24 protein-coding genes are annotated in these 22,167 nt (G+C 37.6%); 13 read left to right on the forward strand and 11 right to left on the reverse strand.

Translation table 11 applies throughout. From position 1 onward, the window contains the following. Positions 1-55: 55 nt before the first annotated feature. The 5 genes from G7050_RS11835 to G7050_RS11855 all read right to left on the reverse strand — a co-directional run bounded on the left by G7050_RS11835 (position 56) and on the right by G7050_RS11855 (position 3,114). Entirely contained in the window at positions 56-700 is a 645-nt protein-coding gene (locus G7050_RS11835) for a carbohydrate-binding family 9-like protein (RefSeq protein ID WP_166115617.1), read from the reverse strand. Positions 701-716: 16 nt separating this feature from the next. After that, positions 717-860, reverse strand: a complete 144-nt coding sequence (locus G7050_RS11840; RefSeq protein WP_166115619.1) for a hypothetical protein — start codon at positions 858-860, stop codon at positions 717-719. Between the two features lie 20 nt (positions 861-880). Beyond that, positions 881-1,984 (reverse strand): phosphotransferase enzyme family protein, encoded by a 1,104-nt coding sequence (locus tag G7050_RS11845; RefSeq protein ID WP_166115621.1) that lies wholly within the window; start codon positions 1,982-1,984, stop codon positions 881-883. Between the two features lie 147 nt (positions 1,985-2,131). Next, positions 2,132-2,569 (reverse strand): hypothetical protein, encoded by a 438-nt coding sequence (locus tag G7050_RS11850; protein ID WP_166115623.1) that lies wholly within the window; start codon positions 2,567-2,569, stop codon positions 2,132-2,134. Next, positions 2,566-3,114, reverse strand: a complete 549-nt coding sequence (locus G7050_RS11855; RefSeq protein ID WP_166115625.1) for a hypothetical protein — start codon at positions 3,112-3,114, stop codon at positions 2,566-2,568. The genes G7050_RS11850 and G7050_RS11855 overlap by 4 nt, the downstream gene beginning before the upstream one ends. 77 nt (positions 3,115-3,191) lie before the next feature. On the opposite strand from G7050_RS11855, the gene G7050_RS11860 reads away from it, so the two are divergent. Then, positions 3,192-3,767, forward strand: coding sequence for an ACP phosphodiesterase (locus G7050_RS11860; protein WP_166115627.1), 576 nt, complete (start codon positions 3,192-3,194; stop codon positions 3,765-3,767). A 597-nt stretch (positions 3,768-4,364) separates the two neighbouring features. Here G7050_RS11860 and G7050_RS11865 read toward each other — a convergent pair. Both G7050_RS11865 and G7050_RS11870 read right to left on the reverse strand, forming a co-directional pair. Then, complete coding sequence (locus G7050_RS11865) at positions 4,365-4,862, reverse strand: PEGA domain-containing protein (RefSeq protein WP_166115629.1); 498 nt, start codon at positions 4,860-4,862, stop codon at positions 4,365-4,367. Positions 4,863-5,094: 232 nt separating this feature from the next. Continuing rightward, the gene (locus tag G7050_RS11870) at positions 5,095-5,304 is read right to left on the reverse strand and encodes a hypothetical protein (RefSeq protein WP_166115631.1); all 210 of its coding nucleotides are present in this window, start codon (positions 5,302-5,304) and stop codon (positions 5,095-5,097) included. A gap of 207 nt (positions 5,305-5,511) precedes the next feature. Between G7050_RS11870 and G7050_RS11875 the strand changes: the two genes are divergently transcribed. The 6 genes from G7050_RS11875 (at position 5,512) to G7050_RS11900 (ending at position 9,378) form a co-directional block, all read left to right on the forward strand. Then, entirely contained in the window at positions 5,512-5,766 is a 255-nt protein-coding gene (locus tag G7050_RS11875; RefSeq protein WP_166115633.1) for a hypothetical protein, read from the forward strand. 25 nt (positions 5,767-5,791) lie between these two features. Beyond that, positions 5,792-6,076, forward strand: a complete 285-nt coding sequence (locus tag G7050_RS11880) for a hypothetical protein (RefSeq protein ID WP_166115635.1) — start codon at positions 5,792-5,794, stop codon at positions 6,074-6,076. Positions 6,077-6,285: 209 nt separating this feature from the next. After that, positions 6,286-6,588, forward strand: coding sequence for a hypothetical protein (locus G7050_RS11885; protein WP_166115637.1), 303 nt, complete (start codon positions 6,286-6,288; stop codon positions 6,586-6,588). Between the two features lie 45 nt (positions 6,589-6,633). Next, the gene (locus tag G7050_RS11890) at positions 6,634-6,858 is read left to right on the forward strand and encodes a hypothetical protein (protein ID WP_166115639.1); all 225 of its coding nucleotides are present in this window, start codon (positions 6,634-6,636) and stop codon (positions 6,856-6,858) included. 60 nt (positions 6,859-6,918) lie between these two features. Continuing rightward, on the forward strand, positions 6,919-7,173 hold the full coding sequence (locus tag G7050_RS11895) for a hypothetical protein (protein ID WP_166115641.1): 255 nt from the start codon (positions 6,919-6,921) through the stop codon (positions 7,171-7,173). A gap of 48 nt (positions 7,174-7,221) precedes the next feature. After that, positions 7,222-9,378, forward strand: coding sequence for a hypothetical protein (locus G7050_RS11900; RefSeq protein WP_166115643.1), 2,157 nt, complete (start codon positions 7,222-7,224; stop codon positions 9,376-9,378). A gap of 183 nt (positions 9,379-9,561) precedes the next feature. On the opposite strand, the gene G7050_RS11905 is transcribed toward G7050_RS11900, so the two are convergent. Then, positions 9,562-10,374 carry a hypothetical protein gene (locus G7050_RS11905; RefSeq protein ID WP_166115644.1) on the reverse strand — a complete coding sequence of 271 codons (813 nt, stop codon included), beginning with the start codon at positions 10,372-10,374 and terminating at the stop codon, positions 9,562-9,564. Positions 10,375-10,700: 326 nt separating this feature from the next. Next, positions 10,701-11,345, reverse strand: a complete 645-nt coding sequence (locus G7050_RS11910) for a hypothetical protein (protein WP_166115646.1) — start codon at positions 11,343-11,345, stop codon at positions 10,701-10,703. A 698-nt stretch (positions 11,346-12,043) separates the two neighbouring features. Between G7050_RS11910 and G7050_RS11915 the strand changes: the two genes are divergently transcribed. From G7050_RS11915 to G7050_RS11930, 5 genes are all read left to right on the forward strand, one after another. Next, a complete protein-coding gene (locus G7050_RS11915) occupies positions 12,044-12,487 on the forward strand; it encodes a DUF6249 domain-containing protein (RefSeq protein ID WP_166115648.1) in 444 nt (147 codons plus the stop codon). 128 nt (positions 12,488-12,615) lie between these two features. After that, positions 12,616-14,787, forward strand: a complete 2,172-nt coding sequence (locus G7050_RS11920; protein WP_166115650.1) for a hypothetical protein — start codon at positions 12,616-12,618, stop codon at positions 14,785-14,787. Between the two features lie 213 nt (positions 14,788-15,000). Then, a complete protein-coding gene (locus G7050_RS17935) occupies positions 15,001-15,129 on the forward strand; it encodes a hypothetical protein (RefSeq protein ID WP_255499120.1) in 129 nt (42 codons plus the stop codon). A 203-nt stretch (positions 15,130-15,332) separates the two neighbouring features. Beyond that, positions 15,333-18,212 carry a hypothetical protein gene (locus G7050_RS11925; RefSeq protein ID WP_166115652.1) on the forward strand — a complete coding sequence of 960 codons (2,880 nt, stop codon included), beginning with the start codon at positions 15,333-15,335 and terminating at the stop codon, positions 18,210-18,212. Positions 18,213-18,410: 198 nt separating this feature from the next. Then, positions 18,411-18,908, forward strand: a complete 498-nt coding sequence (locus tag G7050_RS11930; RefSeq protein WP_166115654.1) for an outer membrane protein — start codon at positions 18,411-18,413, stop codon at positions 18,906-18,908. Between the two features lie 175 nt (positions 18,909-19,083). Here G7050_RS11930 and G7050_RS11935 read toward each other — a convergent pair whose 3' ends face one another. Continuing rightward, positions 19,084-19,473, reverse strand: a complete 390-nt coding sequence (locus G7050_RS11935) for a hypothetical protein (protein ID WP_166109438.1) — start codon at positions 19,471-19,473, stop codon at positions 19,084-19,086. A 165-nt stretch (positions 19,474-19,638) separates the two neighbouring features. After that, positions 19,639-20,238, reverse strand: a complete 600-nt coding sequence (locus G7050_RS11940) for a hypothetical protein (RefSeq protein WP_166115656.1) — start codon at positions 20,236-20,238, stop codon at positions 19,639-19,641. A 417-nt stretch (positions 20,239-20,655) separates the two neighbouring features. Between G7050_RS11940 and G7050_RS11945 the strand changes: the two genes are divergently transcribed. After that, positions 20,656-22,080, forward strand: a complete 1,425-nt coding sequence (locus G7050_RS11945) for an alpha-L-fucosidase (RefSeq protein WP_166115658.1) — start codon at positions 20,656-20,658, stop codon at positions 22,078-22,080. Positions 22,081-22,167 lie beyond the last annotated feature (87 nt).

Here is a 22,167-nt window from a genome sequence, read left to right on the forward strand (position 1 = left end):
AGATAAATCAATTTTAGATAAAAAAGCTCCTTCATTATCTAAATTGAAGTCGTTTTTACTCAAAAAACAATTCACCGAAAAACGATGGTTGATGAAAACTCGGTTTAGGGGTTTCGATTGTTGTCCACGAAACAAAATGTGGTGTAGATAGGCTATCGCCGCATTTATAGAAATTACCTTTTGCATGCAAACCGTCGAAGCTTGCGATATTACTTTCCCAGAAAGCAGTACGAGGAATAACAAGAGTCAATGTCCAATCGAAATTACCTATTTCCTTTCCCCTGTTTGCAGTTCCTAAGCTTGGTTGTCTCAAGATAGACTGCATGGTTGCCTCAGAGGCATGTACAGCTTTTTCGCCAAATTTACGATAACCCAACAATGCTTTGCCGATACAAGTAAACTCAGCATTGTAATAATGTTGGTTATCAAACGAAAGAAACATTTCAACGCACGAATCTGTCCATACTTCGCCGTTATCCTTTGTTACCGCTGCCAAAATCTCGTTCTCTTTCACCCTGTATTGCAATAAGATATTTTCGCCATTATGAGCAATGGTAAATGTCACATCGGGCTTAGACGGATATGTATCCGGCCAGTTGATTGTTTCTATCTTATTGACGGATAAAGCTTCTAATCGTTGAGCTACCAGATTTATATCCGTAGTATCTATTGATATTTTAGGTACTGTTATTTTTTTCATTCTCAAATTTAGCAATTTATATTTTCATCAGTAGGGACGAAAAATCTTTCGCCCCTCCGGTAACTTCAGTAAAAGTAACTATTAAATGATACATTTTAAAGTCTGAACTATCTATCGCTTTTTTACTTGCCAAAGCAATAAATAGTTCTGCGAACTTCATATAGAATAAATAGACTTTTTTTATTTCTTAAGAGCTGTAATCTCACTATTTACGATGTCGCACATTTTAGAGTAATTCTCATCCAGCGATTGCAATAGTTTATATTGACCTCGGGCACGAACCAGATTATGCGTTTCGTTTTTCACCTTGTAGTAATTATCACCGTCAATATAATCCATCAAGAAACGAAGCACCTGCTCAAATGTAATATACTTGGCTGAGAAGGCTACATTCTCTATTTCTGCCGGAGTGAGAAACCCTACAGTTTCTGCCAGATATCCTTTCGTATAGGCTTCAAAAATAGCCATATCCACGTATACCTTGCTTAAGTCTTCTTCGTCTTCAAAGCCTGCAGCATTGGTATAGGAGCGTATTGCATCTCCATAATCGTTCAGACAGATACTGTTAAGTACCGTATCCAGATCGATGACACACAAAACCTTTTCGTTTTTATCGAATAGTATATTGCTGATCTTTGTATCGTTATGGGTTACACGGGTAGGCAGTTCGCCCGATTCGGCTTTTGCCCAAAAGGCAAGCATTTCATCGCGACGGCTTTCTATCCAATCGACCTCTTTTTGCACCTGAGCTTTACGTCCTACGGGATCTTTTGCAATTATTTCATCCCATTGTTTAAAACGGAAACGCATATTATGGAATCCGGGAAGAATATCGGTCAAAGGTTCTTTCATATCCGAAAGCATGGCCTGAAATTTACCAATACCACGTCCGCCCTGTTCCGCTAAAATCGTAGAATCGGCTTTTTGATAGGTGATTGTATCTTCTATAAAAAGACAAGCTGCCCAATATTCGCCCTGCTCGTCTTCGTAATACAATTTACCGTCTTTGGTAAGAGTTACCGTTAGAGCCTCACGCAACGGATCGCCTCCCTGAGCTGTAATTTTCTTCTTGAGATGGGTCGTTACCTTGTGGATATTCTCCATCATGGCAGGCACATTCTGAAAGATATTCTTGTTTTTGCATTGTAGAATATAATTGGGACTCGATCCTTCGGTTTCCACAAAGAAGGTATCATTGATAAGACCTTCGCCCAGAGAACGTATTTCTTTTACGATTCCTTCGAAAGCAAATTTTTCACCAATAGCTGAAAGGGTTGTGTTCATACAAATAAGATTTTAGGTTTTAGCTTGCAGATCTTTTATTGCTTTGCCAAGATAGAGTACAAAGCAATAAAGATTCTGCAATATTTAATTATTTCAAGCTATAAATATAGGGAATTTTTTAATGACGCATGAATACTTCATTCCGTCTTAATCGTTAAAAAAAGCTTCTAACTCTTCCATTATTGCTTCAAACAGTTGGTCTGCCCACTCATTCGAAAAAGAATCTTCGATCTGTTGTTCCAGTACTGCCAAGACAGGACGGGGAGCCATCCCTTGCTTTTTGATAGTCTCGGCAATGGCATACAGGATATCGTTGGTGGCTGGTATCCCTTTGCGTAGTGCCCACTCCCTGAGGTCGGATATGGGAGGTGCTTCTCCCGAATTTGGCTTCCTGCCATTTTCTATGTATTCAACATAATCGTTGAAAAGAATAGTGATTACGGGGTTATCCGAACGCTCAACACTACATCTCACATCGTTTCTCAAGGCACTTTGCTTCAAACCATTTTCATCCAGTATAAGATGAGCCAGTGCCAAAACATCTTCGGCAATAGCCTTCAATACTTTTAGAGTAGCATCATTCATTGTTTAGAGGTTTTAAGATCAAAGACGGGTAGTTTATTTACAAAAGTTTCGCAAGTGCCCGATGTTTTCAATTCAAAATGGTTCAGAGGTTTCGACGTTGCAAGCTCATTTTCACTGTCGAACTGCTCTTCAATCAGACATAAGTTTTGCATGTTGCGTTGCACCAATTCTACCGTAAACCTACATCCGCAAGCATTATTGTCATAGTAATTGCGAAGGGTGAGGTATGACCACGACGGTAGTATCGAAACGGGTATCGTATCGTCATGCTTGATACGTTCCAGAATATTCAACCCGATAGAAAATGCCATATTCTGAAGGTTGGCAACCTCTGCATCTTCTTTAGGAATAAAAAGAATCGAGAAATTCACCGTATTGGTAAATGTATTGGCATTATTGCGTCCCGTAAGAGGATCTTCTAGCCAAAAAAGAGGATGTGCTTCGTTGCCCGATCCTATTTCGTAACTGCGATTGTAATAAAATGAACGGATGGTTTTATGCTCACGTGCCTGATGGCGAAACATTTCGATAATAGCATTAATCATATCAGTAGTTTTATTGAATAGATAAATCTAACGGATATTCATTATCTTTATCCACAAAGAAAAGATTTATACTTCTTATGAATTATCTGGCACATGCCTATTTATCGTTTAATGATCCCGAAATACTCATCGGTAATCTTATTGCCGACTGTGTAAAGGGAAAGCAGAGATACGATTTCCCCGAAAATGTACAACGGGGTATCGCTTTGCATCGAAAAATAGATGAGTATACCGACAATCACCCGGTTATCAAAGAAATACAAAAGCTATACACCTTATCGGCAGGTAGATATAATGGTGTTTTTCTGGATGTAACGTTCGATCATTTTCTCGCAATAGATTCGGTGAACGAACCGCCCGAAGGCTGGCAGCAGTTCAGTGCATGGTGTTATCGTCAAATAGATGAGAGTATAAACGACACTCCAGAGATATTCCGCCGTTTGTTTTCGTATATGAAAAAAGAAAACTGGCTATATAACTACCGACACAAATGGATGATGCAAAGGAGCTTCGAGCGTCTTGCTCATCGGGCTAAATTTTTACCGAACAGTGCAGATATTTATTCGGACTTCGAACAAAACTATCAGCAACTTCAAGATGGTTACGGAGAGTTCTTCCCCGAACTAAAACTGTTTGTAGAAAACGAACGCTAACCGTCTATTAAATATCACATTATCTCGAAAGAGAAAAAACGAGAAACTTTTTTATCTATCCACCGAGCAGACAAATTTTTTGAAGCACGGATACTTCCGGAGTTCTAAGGCAGTCTCTAATCATAACTGCATTTGGTGAAACCGGGCAAAATTGAGTATATCGTTGGTCTGCTTTTTATTTTTTTTATTCGAAATTATATATTGGTCGGGGTGAATTGCCATACATTCACTTTGCCTTTGTTATGTCCTTATCAAATAGAAGTTCTATCGGCGATAAATAAGCAGTAACCCACCAAATAACCCACTCGACAACCCAAATAGAAGCTTAAGAATTAAATATTTATAAAGGATAACAACTCAGTATCGAACCCGCTGAATAACCGAAAGGTAACCCACCGACAACCCAAACTTTAAGAAAGAAAAGAAAGAAGAAGAAATAATACTTCCCCCTATAGTCCCCCAAGGTGGAAGTTTTTCAACTAATTTTATCGTTACGGAAAATGCTGACCAATTTACCCGAAATCGAAACCCTCAAAAAAACAAACGTCCCGCTTCGAAAACAAAGCAAGACGTCAGTTGGTTTTAAACCGAAAAAAATTAGTTATCTAAAATTTTCTTTTTCTCTTTTTCGTACTCTTCGGTAGTAATCACCTTATCATCCAAAAGTTGCTTTAAGCTTCTCAGTTCTTCCGATTTACTTTTGATTGCAGAATCACTATTTTTTTTCGCTTCCTCTACTTTTGTCCCAGCCAATGGAGGCAGTTCATAATTGTGTTGAGGGTTATATTTCATAGTCCACAAGAAAGGAACTAACACAAAACATCCTGCGATAATTGCACCGACATCGGCCTTTTCGCTTCTCGAAAAACTTGTATTAAGAGTCTCGTAACCTTCTTTCTCGAGCTTAACATTTGTAGTTGCCCCTACGATTTTAGTATCACTGTACTTGTAAGGAGTTGTTCCTACAGCCTCACCATTCAAAAATACTTTTGCTCCACTGGGCGAAGAAGTAATCATGGTTGTACTCGAACAGCTTGCCAATAAAATAGAAGTGGCCAAAACCAAGGGTAATGTTTTAAGTGGTTTTCTTTTCATAGTCGATTGTCTAAATGATTGATATTTTCATTAAAAAAAACAAATGTATTATTTTTTTCACCACTAATCTCCCTTTTTTATTTTTTCATATATTTTTTTTCGAGAGAAAATTATAACCTACACATTCTCTGGCATAAAGATTTTCAAACAATTTTATCGTTACAGAAAACGCTAATCTCTTTTTCCCGATTTGTTATGCAAGCAACATTAAACCTTTTCCGAAGCAACGTGTCTATAACTGAAACCAGCAATAGTAACCTTTAACACAATCGCCCCGTATGAAAACAGATGTATACACCAAAATTGTCCTTACCGTAATCGCCATACGCTCTGCCGTGAACCTGCTAAAAGTGTTTGGAGTAAAATTAAACACCAGGTCAAATCCTTCTTCACGACGAGTCCCGCCTTCGTCCGCCAACCACCCTTTGAATGTGAACATCACACACATCAACGGTTGTGCTTTGGAGGATAATTACAACGGATATGTAATTCCGGTCGAAATGATAAAGAATCGTGACAAATAAACCGATTGCCGCTTCCTCTACCAACACACTACTAACACTTTTTATTTCCTGCTGATTAAACCTTCGATAAGTCGGATAGTCTATATTTGTATACGAGCGATAGTAACCATTTAATACACATGATTATGAAAACAGGCTTATTTTCGAGACTCACCTCTGCTATGAGATCTATACCCTTTATAGCCAATTATCTGAAAAATATGGAAGCCATATATTCGGCAAGATTCAATGCGGATGTTCCTCCCACATATCCTGCTGTTACAACTACCGAAAGTGTATTGTGGGAAAAGAATACTTTACATATCGACAGTTTGACCGACGGCGATATTTACAGTAATTCCACTACCGCTTTTGAAATTACAGAAAATCAAGATAAATAATAATAACTATTAATTTTCACTGATTATGAAAACTGACTTGTATACAAAAACGGTTCTTACTGTAATTGCTATTGCATTAAGTGCGATTGCTTTCCAAACTGTGAATTTTGTATCTACAGCTACAGCAAGCACCGCTGCAACTTCTCAACCAACAGCTATAAAAAATGAAACTGTGGATGTAAATATTTCGCATATAGGAGGTGTGCCAATAACTACAAATGATAATAATAGGGAACCCATACTTTATAGAAAGTCAATTAGTATATATGATGGTATTCCTGTAAAAATTCAGAAAAACTCAGACAAATAAAATTCCTCTTATTCTCCATTTTATCTATAAAAGAAAAAGATAGCAAATAAGAAAATGACATTTGATTTCTATATCAACGGGGTAAAAAAAATTACAAGCACTGCTAAAAACGGTGCTTTTTTATTTACCCTCCATTAAACCTTGCATAATCTGAATAGTCTATATTTGTATACAAATAATAGAAAACATTAACATAACAAATTTAGATTATGAAAACTGACTTGTATACAAAAACTGTTCTTACTATTATCGCTATTTTCTTAGGTGTATTGATATTTCAAAACACAAGTGTAATATCCACCGTACAGGCAAACACCGCTGCAACCTCACCTGCTACATTACCTACTGCTACACAAGCTGCTCCTGTAGATGTAAATATTTCGCATTTGGGTGGTGTGCCTATAACAAACTACCTACCCGGTTCTCCTGAATATGGACCATATCGCAAAGAATTTAATCTTTATTATAATGATGGGCTACCTGTAACTATCAGGGAAAATAAAGACAAATAAAAACTGAAATGAGTATTAGCCATCTTTTATCTATAATAGAAAAAGATGGCTAATAATAAGAAGACCTTAAGTATAGATGTAAAAATAGACGGAGATAAAAAACTAAAAGAAATAGCCAAGGATTTATCTAATTTAGATAAAGCGATAGTAAATAGCAAATTCTCCACAAAACTGACCGAATCGTTTCGTAGCTTTTCTGATTTATCGGTAATTTTCACAAGCACTACTACAAATAGTGCTTTTTTATTTCCCCCATTAAACCTTACATAATCTGAATAGTCTATATTTGTATACATACAATAGAAAACATTAACATAAAAAACTTAGATTATGAAAACTGACTTGTATACAAAAACTGTTCTTACTGTTATTGCTGTGTGCCTTACTGTAAACTTACTAAAGGAATTTGAAGTCATACCGACAGCAAAAGCAAACACTGCTGCAACCTCACCTACTCCTATACCTACTTCTACACAAGCTGCACCTGTGGATGTGAATATTACGCATATAGGAGGAAGAAATTTGAAAAGTTTTAACAATAATGAATATATTCCTGTCGATATTCAACACAATTATGACAAATAAAAAACACAGTTATAACTATAAACCTTTTTATCTATAAGATAAAAAGATATGGCTAATAATAAGACTTTTATTATTCAGATAGACGGAATAGACAAAGCATATGAAGATTTAGGAAAACTAAGCGAAAGACTTAGTACAATTGATAAACAGATTGGTAATTCTAAAACATCAACCTTAATATCAGAGGCTTTCGGTCAAGCATCACAAGTAGTATCGGACTTCAGTAAAAATATAGATAACCTTGCAGCAGCAGTCAATGGATTGCAACCTTTGATTACTGCTGTTGGTACTTTACAGAGATTGAATACAGAGGCTATCAGTACAATACAAGCAAATATCGAAAAACAAGTTGAGAAAACTGGAAAAGCAGCTAAAAAAGAAGTTCAGATCGAAAAATCCAAAATAGAGGATATAAAAACGATTACTATAGAAAGTATGATTGAAAAGGGAAAAGTCCTTAAAGAACTGGAGAAACAACGCCTGAAAGATGTGGAAAAATTCAGAGAAAATCTAAAAGAACCCGAATTCCTTAAAGCTCGTTTAGCTGATCTTGAAGCCTATAAAAAACGAACAGAAGAATTGGAAAATTTATCAAAAAAATTCGGTGATGAAATTAAATATACCGAGGAATCAAAAAAGCTATATGCAAATTACTATGTTCTCCAAGAAAACTTATATCGGGATGATGCCGAAAAATTAAAGAAAACATTAGCAGAAAAAGAAGCTTACCAAAAAGCTTATATACAAAGTAACAAGAATATACAAGGAGAACTTGATACTGCTTTAAAAGTAATACCAAAGGATAAAGCTAAAGAACTCATCAAAGAACTCAAAAACCTTAGTGATCTCAAAGAAGAGGCAAATCTTCACGATTTAGTTATTCAAAAAGAGAATATCAAACAAGAAGAAAAACTACAAACCGAACGCAATACACGCATCTCCGATTTAGAAACTGCTGCCATAGAACGCAATACCGAAGCAGGTCGGACATTCAATTTTATAAAGTTAAAGGAGACAAAAGAAAATTACGAGCATATAAAAAATCTCCGTTTAGAAAATACTAAAGCAGCAAAAGACGAAACCAAACGTGTAGGCGAAGCTTACGACGAAATGGCAAAAGCATTCGAGAAAGGATCAACAGGAGAGGCCGTTATTCTCGAAGAAAAGAAAAAGAAGTTATCTGTTATTAATGCACAGATAATCAAAGATCAGCAAGCTGTAAACGATTCTACTAAAACTATTACTGCTGCCACACAGTTGTATTATGATGAATTGGCGAAAAAGATAACCGATTTCCACACCAAATGGACAGAGGTATATGGTGCTATGGGTGGTGTAGTAAAAGGATTTCTCGATTTACAAATAACGGGTTTAAAAGAAGACCAGGAAGAAACGGTCAAAGTGATTGCCGAAAAGACCAAAGCATATGAAGAACACACGGGAAAAGTAAAAAGCCTTGAAGAAGAAGCCAAAACAGCCACTGGCGGACGGGCAATTGTAGTGCAGGAACAATTGGCTCGCGAAATGGAAGCTCAGGCAGAACTGCTTAAACAGAAAAAAGAAGCCGAAACAGAAAAAGAAGAAATCGACAAACAGATTGCCCGAAAGAAAAAGCAGCAAGCTAAAATAGACAAGGTACAAGAGATTGCTAAAGCAACCGCCAATCAGGCAGCGGCAATCATCAAGGCATGGGGCATGGGACCTATCTTGGGACCTATTATGGCTGGTATTACTGCATTAGCCACAGGAATACAAATTGTCAAGATGAAACAGGAATGGGACAAACTCGAAGACGGAGGTTTGCTTCGGGGCAAGCGTCACTCACAAGGCGGAATGCGTATCGAGGGAAGCAACATCGAAGTAGAAGGCGATGAGTTTGTGGTTAACCGCGTATCGACCCGTAAGAATCTGGGCTTGATTGAGTATATCAATACGCAACGCAAGGAATTGTCTCCCGCCGACCTTACCACCTTTTTCGCACGAAACGGTCAGGCAAGCACCGTGCAGCAGCACACCATCAAGCATATGTACGAACAGGGCGGACAGTTGACCAATCTCGAAGTCATAGACTCGGCAACGGCTCCCGACAACAATAAAATTCTGGAAGCCATTTCACGGATCAATTTTCAACCCGTAGTATCGGTTGTAGATATTGCCAATACGCAAAGCAGTATTGCACAAGTTAAAGATATTGCAGGGGCATAGCCTGCCGATATGGCTAAATGATATAGAAAAAGTGTGCCTAAGGTTTGAGTTCCTTAGGCACACTTTATTATTTAAATTCGCAGAGCTATTTGTTTTTTTTGTAAATGACTCAGTAATGGTTAGTTATATTTTAAAATATATCATTAAATATCTTTTTTTAGTTAAAGTCAAAAATCTTCAACTTTAAGCAACAGGTCTCAGGCGTATGTATTGATCCAGCCCCGTGTAGTTTCCTTCGGCAGCCCAATAGTCCTGATTACTGAGGACAGCCATATAAAGGTAGTTATCGGTACTCCAATACATTTTGTCGTTACCCATCGGAATCCAATTTTTGATGTACATACCTATCATCGGGTCAATGTAGCGTTTGTTGCTCACCTCATACAGGTCGATATATGCAGCTCCTTCGAACGAATCGACATCTACACTCACAATGAAACGTTCGTCAGCCGAAAGGTACGGAAAGTTAGCAAAAGTCTGTATGGTACGGCCGCCGTTCTTTTCGACCATAAAATAGTTCCAGTCTTCCCAGTAAATACCTGATATGAGGTATGCGTTGAGAGCCTTTACTTGTCCCACATAGCTGAATTCTTTATGATGTTCTCCATCCGACAGGTTATCGGTTAGAGTTACGGCTCCATTACCGCAGGGCAAACGCAATACTCCTTTATATTTTTTAATAGATGTAGAATCGAGCGTAAAATACTCCACTGCCGAAACTCTGTTTTTGAGGAACGTATCTTTGTCGATAAGCTCTATCACAAAAAAGTCCGCCAGCTGATTGCCGCCATCATAGTCGGTATACAGGTCTTTCTCCGAGAGAACATGTTTTTTGATAAATCGTATGGCTTGTTCTTCCTCAATAACTTGTGCGGCAGTATCTACCACCATCACAGTATCAACGGGCAGATTTTCTACCTTTTGAGCATCATTGGATGGATTTTTACATCCAACCAGTACAAGCGTTACCGCAACAACTAAAACCTTAGTTTTCATAACCCCCTTTTGCAAGTTTATGTATTACTGTATAACCTAAATTATCTACTAATCTCACAGGAAAATATTGCTTTATAAAATCGGCACAAAGATAGTGAAGTTCAACGTACTTAATTCATATCCCGACAAAGATTTTCAAAGAATAAAAATTATTTATAATCAAGTGGATTTATCAATAAATATCGAATATGAAGTTCACATAACTGCTTGCTGCTTTGGTAAGCAAAACAGCAATATATAGTCACATAGTTTAAGTACTTTGTTTTTCTTATAACCACAATATAGTCATAAGAAAAACGGAGTGCCTAGACCTAATCTCATATCTATTAGCCGATATATCCCTTAACAGTCAATGCATTTATAATTACCCGGTCTATTTGACCACTGATCAGAGTATCGAGTGTGTATTTATCTATACTTCCATTAAACATCGAGGGTAGTACTTTCTGAAGTACCAACGACGGATTATTGCCTGCAAAAAGCATCTTGCCAAAGTTGCCTGCCTTACTGAAATAAAGGAAAGACATTTCGTCGCTGTCAGGAAAACTAACTCCGAAGAAAAAATAAAATCCGGTTAATGACCTCAACATTCCTCCTCCTATCTGATCCACAAAACCGGCATGTCCATATTTTGCCAATATTTCGGGCAGTGTAAGAATCACTTCTTCGTTATTGCCTCCAAATATTTCCAATAAACTATCGCCAATGGTAAATGGACCATGGTCAGATAAAAGAGTGATGAGTTCTTCGGGTACAGTCACTTCCCTTCTTTTCTCGAAATCGGCAATATAAGACGCCTGCACCTTCCCTGTCGAATGGTACGCATACGCTCTGTTATCCACAAAGCGATAGGGATAATCTTTCGAAGAGAAATAATCCTTCATTTCAACTTCGCGAAACTTTTTAAATCGGGCGATAGCCTCCTGCCATGTTTCGCTTTTGGTTCCTAAAAAAATTCTATAATCTTCCATTTCTGAAAACACTTCTGTTATATAATAATTATAACAAACAAACTCTGTTTTTGTTAAGTGAAAAAATATTTAATGATATGGATAAATGTTCTTTTTTTCTAACATTTATTTTACTACGCGCAATCACAGATTGCTTGTATTCCTTTTGCCCAAATCCGCAAAAGGAATCAAAAAGTCTTTGTGCTGCGTGGCTCGCCTGTCTGACCTAAAGCTTACAGGTTAAACTAAACCTACTGCCTTACGGTACGTTTAGTTTTAAGCCTGCTTCGCTTGTCAGTCAACGGCTGTGCCACTGATGCACCGGGGCTGACGCCTGCAAATGGCTTTTGTCCGTCAGGCTTCTCGACCTTGGCGTTTGCACGGGGTACCCGCAGGATGAAGAAAGCGTTAAGAAACAAAAGGATATCGTTCGTTAAACGTTTTTCTTTTGTTTTAGCTTTCGAGACCGTATCGGGTCGGGCAAAAGGCACAGTCTTGATCTTTTGTTTCGTTTTGCATCAAGGCAAAATGAAAAACAAACCTATAGGGTGCGTTAGAAAAAAAGAACATTTACTTCAACTATTGATTCGTATCATGAATTATTTTCTTTTACTTAATACGATTTTTTTTATTTACTTGCTTAAGTTTGTAACCTTTCGGAATGTGTTGCGTCAAAATAGGCAAACAAGGAAATGTTTAACGAATAAAAAGTATAGAATATGCAAAATGTATTAGTCCCTATTTTTGTTGTCGGTATTATTACCTTAGGTATATACCGTTTATTTGAATTATTTGTCCGCCGGAAAGAAAGAATGTCTATCATCGATAAATTGCAAAATAACGTCGATCCTTCGGTCTTTGCCAATAAATTCAGCCTGCCGTTGTTGAATAGACCGGAAGTAAAACTGCCTTCATCTTGGCCGCTTCGAGCCAGTTTATTGTTGGTTGGAGTGGGGCTGGGGCTTCTTGTCGGTTTCTTTATGGAATTTTCGCTTACAAGTTCTATGCAGCCTGCATTTGCGAGTTATGACTGGAATGTTCAGAATAATATTTCCGATTCGGTGGCTATAATCTATCTGGCAAGCGTTTCATTATTTGGCGGATTGGGCTTATTAGCGGCTTATCTTATAGAGCAAAAGAACGAAAAAAAGCATAAAGAGTAAAAACCGTAAAGAGGCTTGTGTCTTTAGTTTCTGTTTTACTGTTAGGGAGTATCTTATCAAAGAGGTGCTCCTTTTTGATATATGCTACCATCATGTCTTTTTTATCTATTCAATAAAAGAGATAAAGCATGGGATATTATTGTAATAAAGAGATCGCTTCGGTAGTCGAACCCTCCGAAATCGCATTGGCTAATAATCCGAACTTTGTAGTATTCAGTAGTAAAGGCAATACTGCAAACCGTCAGAAAATGAAAGGGAGTATTGAGGTGCTCGATACCTATACTTTTGTAGGGCAGGAATGGGATGCACGTGATAATTACAGTTTCAAGATAGTAGAAAAACAGAGCGGAGCCATATATTCATTTTACGGAACTTACGATAAAAAGAAAGTTTCCGATACTATTTTCTATATACCTTCCAAATCGAGTCTCGAAGGAGGGCGTCTATTGTCACAAAGAGAAGCTATCAAGCTGATAACACAGAACATAAAAGAGTGTTTGTTCAAGAATCCTTTTCTAGAAAACAATTTTGACATATCTGTAGGGACGGAGCTAAATGAGGATGGCGATATAATCGAAAATAATATACTGTATATTGTAGCGAAAGGATACGATTCTCAATATCAGTTTGAACTTATTGATAATGGGGTTTCTATCGGGGTTAGTTATACTACATATAGCCCTTACTATCAGTATGCTCTTGATTTTTATATGATAGCAACATCCGAAGATGTTGTAGATCGAATGGGGTGGTTGAATATTAAAATTACGCAAGGATCTGATACGATATATGAGCGTAAGTGGAATGGGACACTTGACCCTCTTAAAGCTAATGACAATACTTATTTGCTTATACCAATTGCTGCTTACGAAACTTTTGGTGAAAGCTATAAGGCTAGTATGGCGAATATTGTCTCGGTATTAAAGAAAGATAGTGCCCTGCTCTCGCATCTGGATATTACTTTAGGCGATTATAATTGCTTTATAAAGTCGCCAAATCGAGCCTTGAAAGTTGAAATCACAGGGCCTCATTTTGTTATTAATGAGGTGGATATATCGTCCACAGTATCTGCCGATACCATCGACTATGGAACAGGAGCCTATCGGGTTGACTTGGATGTATATACCGATCATCAGGTTTTTCCCGGTAGTACCGATGTACCCTCTCATATGGGTAATTATCTGACTACACTCTCTAAGTCGTATTTCGGAAAGCCATTGTGGTTTGATCTTAGTACATTGCTCAGTAAAAAGGTTGCCTATTCCTCCGCTTTTCTTACCGAATTGGAGTTGGATGAGAAAGACCCCCGTTTTAAACTGTGGAGTAATGCCGATACGATGACCGATTATCGTTTTATAGCTAAACGTACTGGCGGTGCAATTCATGAGCCCTTTTACTATTCGTCTCCACTCTATGTTTTGAACGGATATAATTATACATTGAATCCGATCAATTTAGAAAAAGATGAATCCGGAGATTCCTATATTCTCGATTTTTCACAGGACTTTTATGCAGGTGAATTTACTAAGGTAAAACCTTTAACAACCAATTTCATCCGCACACATATCAAAGGGCAAAAGCAATATTTCAACTTCATACATAAATACCATCGGATGATGCCCATACCTGTAGGGGGAGATAATCCGCTGCCGTTTATCGGATTGCATTACAAGCTTTATACCCAATCGGGAACCCTCATAAAGACTCATATCGAACGGGGGCAGCCGGAAAGTAGTTTCAGCAAAGTAAATACAGCATTGCTTCAACTCGATCAGTTTTTGCCCATGTACAATGGCAAAACAGTAGGACGGATAGATGTCACCTTGTGCAGATGGCATAAGAGCAAATCGTTAGGTATTGATGAACCCGAGATAATTATTTCGACGCCACTTTCTTTCCGTATACTTCCCGAAGTACTTAACGAGGTGAATGATTTTGTATTCCTCAATCAATTAGGAGGATGGGATACCATGAATTTTGGAGGTGGTTTTTCGTCTGAGTTTAAAATTGCATCTACCACCATTTATAAAACTTTACAGCCCGATTTTGCGATACAGTCCGAAATAGAATCGGTAGCCATGAAAAGTGTACAAGAGCAGAAAATAGTGCAAACGTCGCCCATCACAAAAGAAAATGTAGAGTGGTTGAGACAAATGAGTGCTTCGCCCGCCGTGTATGAACTTAGTACAAAACGATATATCCTGATAGATGATATGTCGCTGAAATACAATTCGACAGACGAGCTGTATCAGGTAGAGATGAAATATCATTATACAGATACATTCAATACTAAGATATAAACAATGTCAATCATTGGTTGAAAATAAGTGTTCTTTTACCTTTTACTAACGCACCCTATCGGGTTTGTTTTTCATTTTGCCTTGATGCAAAACGAAACAAAAGATCAAGACTGTGCCTTTTACCCGACCCGCTACGGACTCGAAAGCTAAAACAAAAGAAAACATTTATAGATAATATCCTTTTGTTTCTTAACGCTTTTATTCGCCCTACGGGTGCTCCGTGCAACCGACAAGGTCGGAAACCTGACCGACGAAAGCGATTTACGTGCGTCAGCTCGAGTGCATCAGTGGAGTAGCCGTTGGCTGACAAGCGAAGCAGGCGTAAAACTAAACGTGCCATAAGGCAGTAGGTTTAGTTTAGGCTGCAAGCTAAAATCAGACAGGCGAGCCACGCAGCACAAAGCCTTTTTGATTCCTTTTGCGGCTTTGGGCAAAAGGAATACAAGCAATCTTCGATTGCGCGTAGAAAAACAAATAATTTAAAAGAACATATATATTGAACTACTCATTCACCTAAACAATACACAGACTTTAATACACATATTATGACTAATATAGAACTTTACATTAATAAGAAGCTTTGCGACATTCAAAGCCCTGAAAAATTAGGTGTCCGCCTCAATCGGGTACTGATCAATCCCTCCGAACTTAACACCAAAGATGCACAATATAGCTATTCGATAACCATTCCCTCGACTCCTACAAACGATGCCATATTCGGGTATGCCAATGTCGAAGAGGTCAAAAATAAATTTAATCATATCTATACAGCTCAACTCTATGTTGATAGTATCCGTATTTTTGACGGACAATTCAAAATCAGTCAAATAGACATCGATGGAAGCTATAAAGGCAACTTGGTTGTGCCTGTCAAGAAGACTATAAAAGACATCTTTGGTGATAAAAAGATGACCGAAATAGAGGGGGAGTGGAAACTCGATCTAAGCGATCCCCAGAATGAGGGACGATCTCTGGCAATGGTTGATATGCTGAATAAATACAATTCCGACAAAGGTCGCCCTGCATGTATCTTTCCACTGGTTTTGTACGGCTTATTGCCCAAAGTGCCGAAAGATGGAGAAGGGAATTATTCGGGCAAAACCCATTGGGATAAATACGTGCGTTTGGGTATTCAGGATTTCCCACCATCCATAAACTGTCTGGAGGCCATTAAGAATATCTTTAATTATTACAAAGATGGAGAAGGCAATAAATATCATATAGGAGGGAATGCTTTTGACGATGCCCGTCTGGCTAATTTATATATGTCGTATCAAAATCAAACAAATTATCAGCAGGAATGGAATTGGGGACATTTAGGTAAGTTTAGAATAAAAGGAAGCTGGACGAATTTCAAAAAAGACGAAAACAATACAAAGACATTTGAACACTATTTTCACCGAAATGACGATGGAGGGCGATGGAATCATTTCTATACAGCTAATCTGTTCGGTAGCTCGATGATAGATATAGAGTATATTAAAGATGGAGGAACCAATATTTTTGAATCTTCGACTAAAGTTGCAAAATTTAAAGATGATCGTAAAAATATTCATATAACCATACCTCAATCGGGTTTGTATAAAATACAATTGGAAGTTGATCTGAAGGTTAGGAGCGATCCCTTTACCGAGTCAGATAACGGATATAAGTATATTGGTGGAAATAATCCATTTAATACTACTCCACAGACACTGAATGAGGAAGTGAAGCGGAATGATTTTACCAATAGCCGCTATGAGGTAAAACTTCTGAGAGATTTTGGTGAAGGCAGTTTTGATATTGATGATCTGAAATTTGATGCTACCCTTTATCGGGACAATCTGCCACAAAATAACGACAGTAAGATGACCCGCTATTTTCCTGTTCCCGGAGGCTGTAATGAAGGTGTTTTCGATGGCAATTGTATCCAAATGATAGATCCGTTGCAAAATATGAAATTGGTGTCAGGTTTTCGATGGGGAGAATATGGCAAATCAAAAATTACCAATGGTGAAATTAAACCCTACTATTACGATAAAGAATTAGCCCCTAATCCACTGGAGGAAGATTTAGATACTCCTTTCGAATACAGGTATAATCGTATTATGGCTATCAAACATGGATGGAGCTGGGATAATAAATTCTCGCAGAAAAATAAAATCTACTCAGCCATTCATTCACCGGGATATAAGAAGATACAGGGCACAGACCCCGATAAAGAATCGGAGAGTGTTGAGGCTGATAGCTTGACTAATCTTTTTAACGTTATCGTGAAGGATGCTCCCAACCGTATTGAAAATATAGATAGTATGACGGGCAAAGGGAAACTGAATCAAATTGTGTGGCTGGATAAGGGGGAACATTTGACCTTGGTAAGCGTAACATCAAGCGGTCACAGCAAAGGCAATGAGGGTTGGATGGTTCATGATATAGATTTTACGCTTGATGTAGAGCCTTTTAGAACTAACCCTGAATGGATAACGGTCAATAATAAAGGCACGGGTACAGCTCCAATGAATTGGAATGATTCTTCGGACTTCAAGAAAGATTACATAAATCTTTTTAAATTTCTTCCATCTGAACAGAAGATTGACGAATGGCTCGATAATTTCTGTAAAGCTTTTAATCTTCAACTAACTCAGCCCGAAGACGGTAAGTTCGAATTGAATGTAAAGCAATCAAAACATGCGGTTTCTATACCTTCGTTAATCGATCTGGACAATAAAGCAAGTATTGCCCGGCGTACCAATGAGCCATTGGGGTTACCCTCCGAATTTAAGATCGGCTTCAAAATAAATGAAGAAGAAGAGGGATACGTAAAAGCAGATGCCGGTAATAAAGACGGTGGAGGTAGTTTTTTTACCGGAAATTTGGACGGTCAGGTAGTTCCCCAAACCTCTAACTTTTCATACAATTGGTTTAAGAAGATAATTAAAGATATCGTTACAGGCAGAGATGGTGAGGGCGAAGATATTATGGGGACAATAGAACTGGAATTACCTGTAATTACAAATAAGGAAATATGGAACGAAGGCAGTGAGGATTATGCACAGATGGTAAAAAAGCTTTATACCAATTATTCACAACGCTTTTGGTACAAGAGTGATGAGCTTTATAATGTGGGAATAATATGGAACAATCATGATGAGCAAACAGATCTATTGTTACCCCATTTACAATCGGGTGTGAGTCGCGAGAATATTCTAACATTAGATTATTATAATAATCCGAATTCGATATTGACCACTTACTTTAATATTATTGCAACCGATGATAGTAATTACACTTATGTGGAGTGTTATTTAAGCCCTGATGAGTATGAGCAGATGGATGGAAGTAAATTGGTCAAACTAAATGGCGATTTGTATTATATTGCTGCCATTGAAGGGTATGATCCTATGGGGAAGAATAGTGCTAAATTGAAATTGATCAGGAAGGTATAACAGGAAAGGCGGGCGAAAATTTAGTTATTTAGCAACTATTCAACAATTGTCCGAAAGCTGTAAATTCTGCGTATTCTGTGCCCTGTCTCTCTTTTGATGTATCCTCTTTTTTGTTGCAATTATCACGTATATCTGTTGTTATTTCGTATATTTTGCATAGCTTTGTCGGTGAATATTTTACACACGTATTTAAAATTTATGAAAAAATTATTATTGACAGTGGCACTTGTTGCCAGTACATTAGGAGTATTTGCTCAAAGTGAAAAAGGAGAAAAGTCTCTTGTTGGAAATATCGGAGTGCAGTCAGATCCCGGGCGTTTTCTTATCGGAGCTCAAGGTAGATATGTGATTGCTGATAAAATACGTTTGGCTCCAGATGTTATGTTTATATTTCCAAAGGACAAGGTTACAGGATTGGATGTGAATCTAAATGTACACTATGTGTTCGATAATGTAGCAGAGAATATCTCAGTATATCCATTAGCAGGTATCGCTATGCAGAATGGAAGATTTTCTGGAAATACAATCAATGGTGTGAAATTTGGTTCTACCAGTTTTACTGACTGGGGTTTCAACTTAGGAGCCGGTGGTAGTTACGAATTGGGTGGAAACCGTTTTGCCAATATCGAACTTAAATACACGTTTAGCGATGCAGATTGCTTTACTTTAGCTTTGGGGTACGGATTTAAATTCTAATTTTAGTCTTTAGTTTATAAAGGAAATAGCTGTTGTAATGCAACAGCTATTTTTTTTATCGATACTCAAATCACTTGAGCGAATTGAGATGTAGGCACACTAAAAAACCCTCTAGAAATCTAAAGGGTTTGTCTTTTTTGCTTTTGTTTAAAACAACTTAGCTAAGGGGTATTCCTTATTTTTTTGCAGGAGTACCAGCTTGAGCAGCTTCAGCAAATTTTTTGCCTAGTTCAGCAAATTTAGCAGCTTGCTCTGGAGTCATAGATGCAAGTTCTTTTTGAAGATCTTGACCTAAGTTAGCTATTTCTTGAGCAACTTTAGCATACTCAGCAGAAGCAGCAGCGTCACCTTTTTGTACTTTTTCTACTAAAGGAAGAGCTTGGTTTACTAATGCTTCGTATTTTCCAAGAACGCTAGTGTCAGCAACAGCAACTGTATCAACAGCTGGAGTTTCTACTTTTGTAGTATCAACATCACTACCTTGAGCACCTTCAGTTTTAGTGTTACAAGCAGCAAATGACAATGTAGCTGCAGCAACAAAAGCGATCATAACAATCTTTTTCATTTTTTTCTTCTGTTTTTTTGACGAAAATCCGTGAATAATTACCTTTTCGACTGCAAATGTAATATAAAAAACTAAGAAAGATCAACTATTTTGTGAAAAAAATATAACAATCAACGAAAATACATGCTTTTATTTTAAAAAAAAAGCTATTATACTGATATCTAATTAAATGATCTGAGATATCTTAATATTATAGGTCCGAGCAATATTTCCGTTATTGGTAATTGAGATAGTACCTGGAACACTTGCATTTATAGTAAAATCGAACTGAGTGCCGGTTCCACCATCCGCACAAGTCGTTACATTGGGAAATACTACTTGATATGTATAGGCGTTAACCCGTGTAGCTGTTCCAACAACTTCTCTTGCCATACCATTCAGATAGACAAGCGACAAACCAAAATCAGCCGAACTGGATACTACGACACTAAATACTGCAGTCATGTATCTATTACATCCATTACTAGCTGTTACGATCAAATGACCGGCTCCAGGATAAAATAGCGATGTGATACTTTGCGAAGCTGTAGCACCAGAGGCGACAGACGTATATGTCAGATTTATTTGAGGAAGCACACCCACCAATCCCGAAGTGTTGTTGCGCGCTACTATAGATGCATTGTTGGACAGAGTATTAGCAGTCCTTACAATTAAATCGCCATTTATATCTAATGTTGCTTGAGGCGTTTCGGTGTTGATACCCACTTGAGCATTTACCTTAAATATGAAAGTTAGTAATAATGTAAAAAAGAATATCTTCTTCATCTTTTAATTTAGCTGGATTAATGTTTAAATATTAAAACTACATTCTGTAATTCATATACTTTTTAAATAGCTTTTTGCATGGATTTTTTGATGAAAAACTTCCTTGCATACATTGTAATTATACCAAACAGGTGATTATTAGGATATTTCTAATTACTAATAACATTCCTTACTGGTTTTTTGTTTTCTTAATGTCTAAAATACTTCTTTTAATGTGTTGATATAATACATTGTTTAAGAGGAGATAAATTATATATTATAAAATATAGAATGACTTCATATTCATATTTATAATCGGGCTAATTCACTACTGTTTTGAATATTTCAATTTGTGATAAATAATATATATAACTATATTTGTTTAGGAACAATTCTCAATTATCGATATTTTTATTTTATAATATTTTATTTAATTAAATGAAAAACAAAACCTTATTGACCCTCTTTTTGTCGGTAACTACTTTGTCTTCGGCATGGGCACAGACTTTTGTGCATGAAAAATCTGAGACATACACATATCCCAAAGATGCCCAAGTGTTGGAAAAGCTAGATAAGTGGCAGGATCAGAAGTTTGGAATGCTTATTCATTACGGGCTATATTCCGAACTGGGGATAGTTGAGTCGTGGACTCTGTGTGCCGAAGATTGGATTAATCGCGATTCTACCATTACTTATGACGAATACAAACAACGTTATTGGGCAACCATCGATCGTTTTAATCCTACCAAACTGGATCCTGCCTCATGGGCAAAATCGGGAAAGGAAGCCGGGATGAAGTATGTTGTATTTACGACTAAGCATCACGATGGTTTCAATATGTACGATACAAAGTACAGCGATTTCTCGATTGCTAACGGGCCTTTTAAGAACGATGCCCGTAAGAATGTAGCCAAAGAAGTTTTTAATGCATTTCGCAACGAAGGGTATATGATAGGTGCGTATTATTCTAAACCCGATTGGCACTCGCAATATTATTGGTGGGACAGGTATTCGACGCCCGACCGTAACCCAAGTTACAGTATTGATGCAAATCCGTGGAGATGGAATAAATTCAAAGAGTATACCTATAATCAGATCGAAGAATTGATGAATGGCAATTATGGCAGTATGGATATTCTTTGGCTCGATGGCGGGTGGGTGCGTCCTTCGAAAAAAGGTGATGCAGGACTCGAAGGCGATTTTTACAGAGGTTCGCAAGATATAGATATGCCTAAGATTGCAGCAATGGCTCGCAGTTATCAGCCCGGATTATTGGTCGTAGACAGAACTGTATCGGGTGAATTCGAAAATTATCAGACACCCGAAAACGGTATCCCTAAGCAACAATTGAGTAATCCATGGGAAAGTTGTATTACATTGGGTGGAGCATGGGGCTTTGTGAAAAATGACAGATATAAAAGTAACTATAAGGTGATAGCCATTCTGAGTGAAATTGTTGCCAAAGGTGGTAATTTATTATTGGGAGTAGGACCTGCTCCTGATGGAACATTGCCGGCTGAGGTATCAAAACGTCTGTCTGAGATAGGGGAGTGGACTGCCAAAAACGGAGAGGCAATATATAATACGCGAATTACTCCTATATATAATGACGGATCAACTTGGTTTACTCAAAGTAAAGACGGAAAGAAGATGTATGCCATACATTGTCTTGAAGAAGGAAAAGCTATGCCTAAGACTGTTGTATGGAAAGGAAACGATCCTGCAAAAGGTTCGAAGGTGATATTTCTGCAAACAGGTAAGGCTGTCAATTGGAAAAAGACATCACAAGGTGTAGAGGTTTCAGTACCATCGGGGCTTCCGTCCAATCAGCCTGCACTGGCTTTTGCTTTTAGTGCCGAATGATATTTGGTATACCTCTAAAATACAGAAATAAATCATTAGATACTCTCAATAACTTAATAGGTCTGAGACCTTAAATATTACCGATTA

Source organism: Dysgonomonas sp. HDW5A (assembly GCF_011299555.1).
Lineage (GTDB): Bacteria > Bacteroidota > Bacteroidia > Bacteroidales > Dysgonomonadaceae > Dysgonomonas_A.

Excerpts from the sequence above, each read along its gene's own strand:
- G7050_RS11885 (WP_166115637.1), top strand. The coding sequence starts at position 6,286 with ATGAAAACTGACTTGTATACAAAAACTGTTCTTACTATTATCGCTATT.
- G7050_RS11920 (WP_166115650.1), top strand. The coding sequence starts at position 12,616 with ATGGGATATTATTGTAATAAAGAGATCGCTTCGGTAGTCGAACCCTCC.
- G7050_RS11940 (WP_166115656.1), bottom strand. The coding sequence starts at position 20,238 with ATGAAGAAGATATTCTTTTTTACATTATTACTAACTTTCATATTTAAG.
- G7050_RS11945 (WP_166115658.1), top strand. The coding sequence starts at position 20,656 with ATGAAAAACAAAACCTTATTGACCCTCTTTTTGTCGGTAACTACTTTG.
- G7050_RS11845 (WP_166115621.1), bottom strand. The coding sequence starts at position 1,984 with ATGAACACAACCCTTTCAGCTATTGGTGAAAAATTTGCTTTCGAAGGA.
- G7050_RS11900 (WP_166115643.1), top strand. The coding sequence starts at position 7,222 with ATGGCTAATAATAAGACTTTTATTATTCAGATAGACGGAATAGACAAA.
- G7050_RS11865 (WP_166115629.1), bottom strand. The coding sequence starts at position 4,862 with ATGAAAAGAAAACCACTTAAAACATTACCCTTGGTTTTGGCCACTTCT.
- G7050_RS11860 (WP_166115627.1), top strand. The coding sequence starts at position 3,192 with ATGAATTATCTGGCACATGCCTATTTATCGTTTAATGATCCCGAAATA.
- G7050_RS11850 (WP_166115623.1), bottom strand. The coding sequence starts at position 2,569 with ATGAATGATGCTACTCTAAAAGTATTGAAGGCTATTGCCGAAGATGTT.
- G7050_RS11875 (WP_166115633.1), top strand. The coding sequence starts at position 5,512 with ATGAAAACAGGCTTATTTTCGAGACTCACCTCTGCTATGAGATCTATA.
- G7050_RS11855 (WP_166115625.1), bottom strand. The coding sequence starts at position 3,114 with ATGATTAATGCTATTATCGAAATGTTTCGCCATCAGGCACGTGAGCAT.
- G7050_RS11915 (WP_166115648.1), top strand. The coding sequence starts at position 12,044 with ATGCAAAATGTATTAGTCCCTATTTTTGTTGTCGGTATTATTACCTTA.
- G7050_RS11930 (WP_166115654.1), top strand. The coding sequence starts at position 18,411 with ATGAAAAAATTATTATTGACAGTGGCACTTGTTGCCAGTACATTAGGA.
- G7050_RS11880 (WP_166115635.1), top strand. The coding sequence starts at position 5,792 with ATGAAAACTGACTTGTATACAAAAACGGTTCTTACTGTAATTGCTATT.
- G7050_RS11840 (WP_166115619.1), bottom strand. The coding sequence starts at position 860 with ATGAAGTTCGCAGAACTATTTATTGCTTTGGCAAGTAAAAAAGCGATA.
- G7050_RS11935 (WP_166109438.1), bottom strand. The coding sequence starts at position 19,473 with ATGAAAAAGATTGTTATGATCGCTTTTGTTGCTGCAGCTACATTGTCA.
- G7050_RS11835 (WP_166115617.1), bottom strand. The coding sequence starts at position 700 with ATGAAAAAAATAACAGTACCTAAAATATCAATAGATACTACGGATATA.
- G7050_RS11925 (WP_166115652.1), top strand. The coding sequence starts at position 15,333 with ATGACTAATATAGAACTTTACATTAATAAGAAGCTTTGCGACATTCAA.
- G7050_RS11905 (WP_166115644.1), bottom strand. The coding sequence starts at position 10,374 with ATGAAAACTAAGGTTTTAGTTGTTGCGGTAACGCTTGTACTGGTTGGA.
- G7050_RS11895 (WP_166115641.1), top strand. The coding sequence starts at position 6,919 with ATGAAAACTGACTTGTATACAAAAACTGTTCTTACTGTTATTGCTGTG.
- G7050_RS11890 (WP_166115639.1), top strand. The coding sequence starts at position 6,634 with ATGGCTAATAATAAGAAGACCTTAAGTATAGATGTAAAAATAGACGGA.
- G7050_RS11910 (WP_166115646.1), bottom strand. The coding sequence starts at position 11,345 with ATGGAAGATTATAGAATTTTTTTAGGAACCAAAAGCGAAACATGGCAG.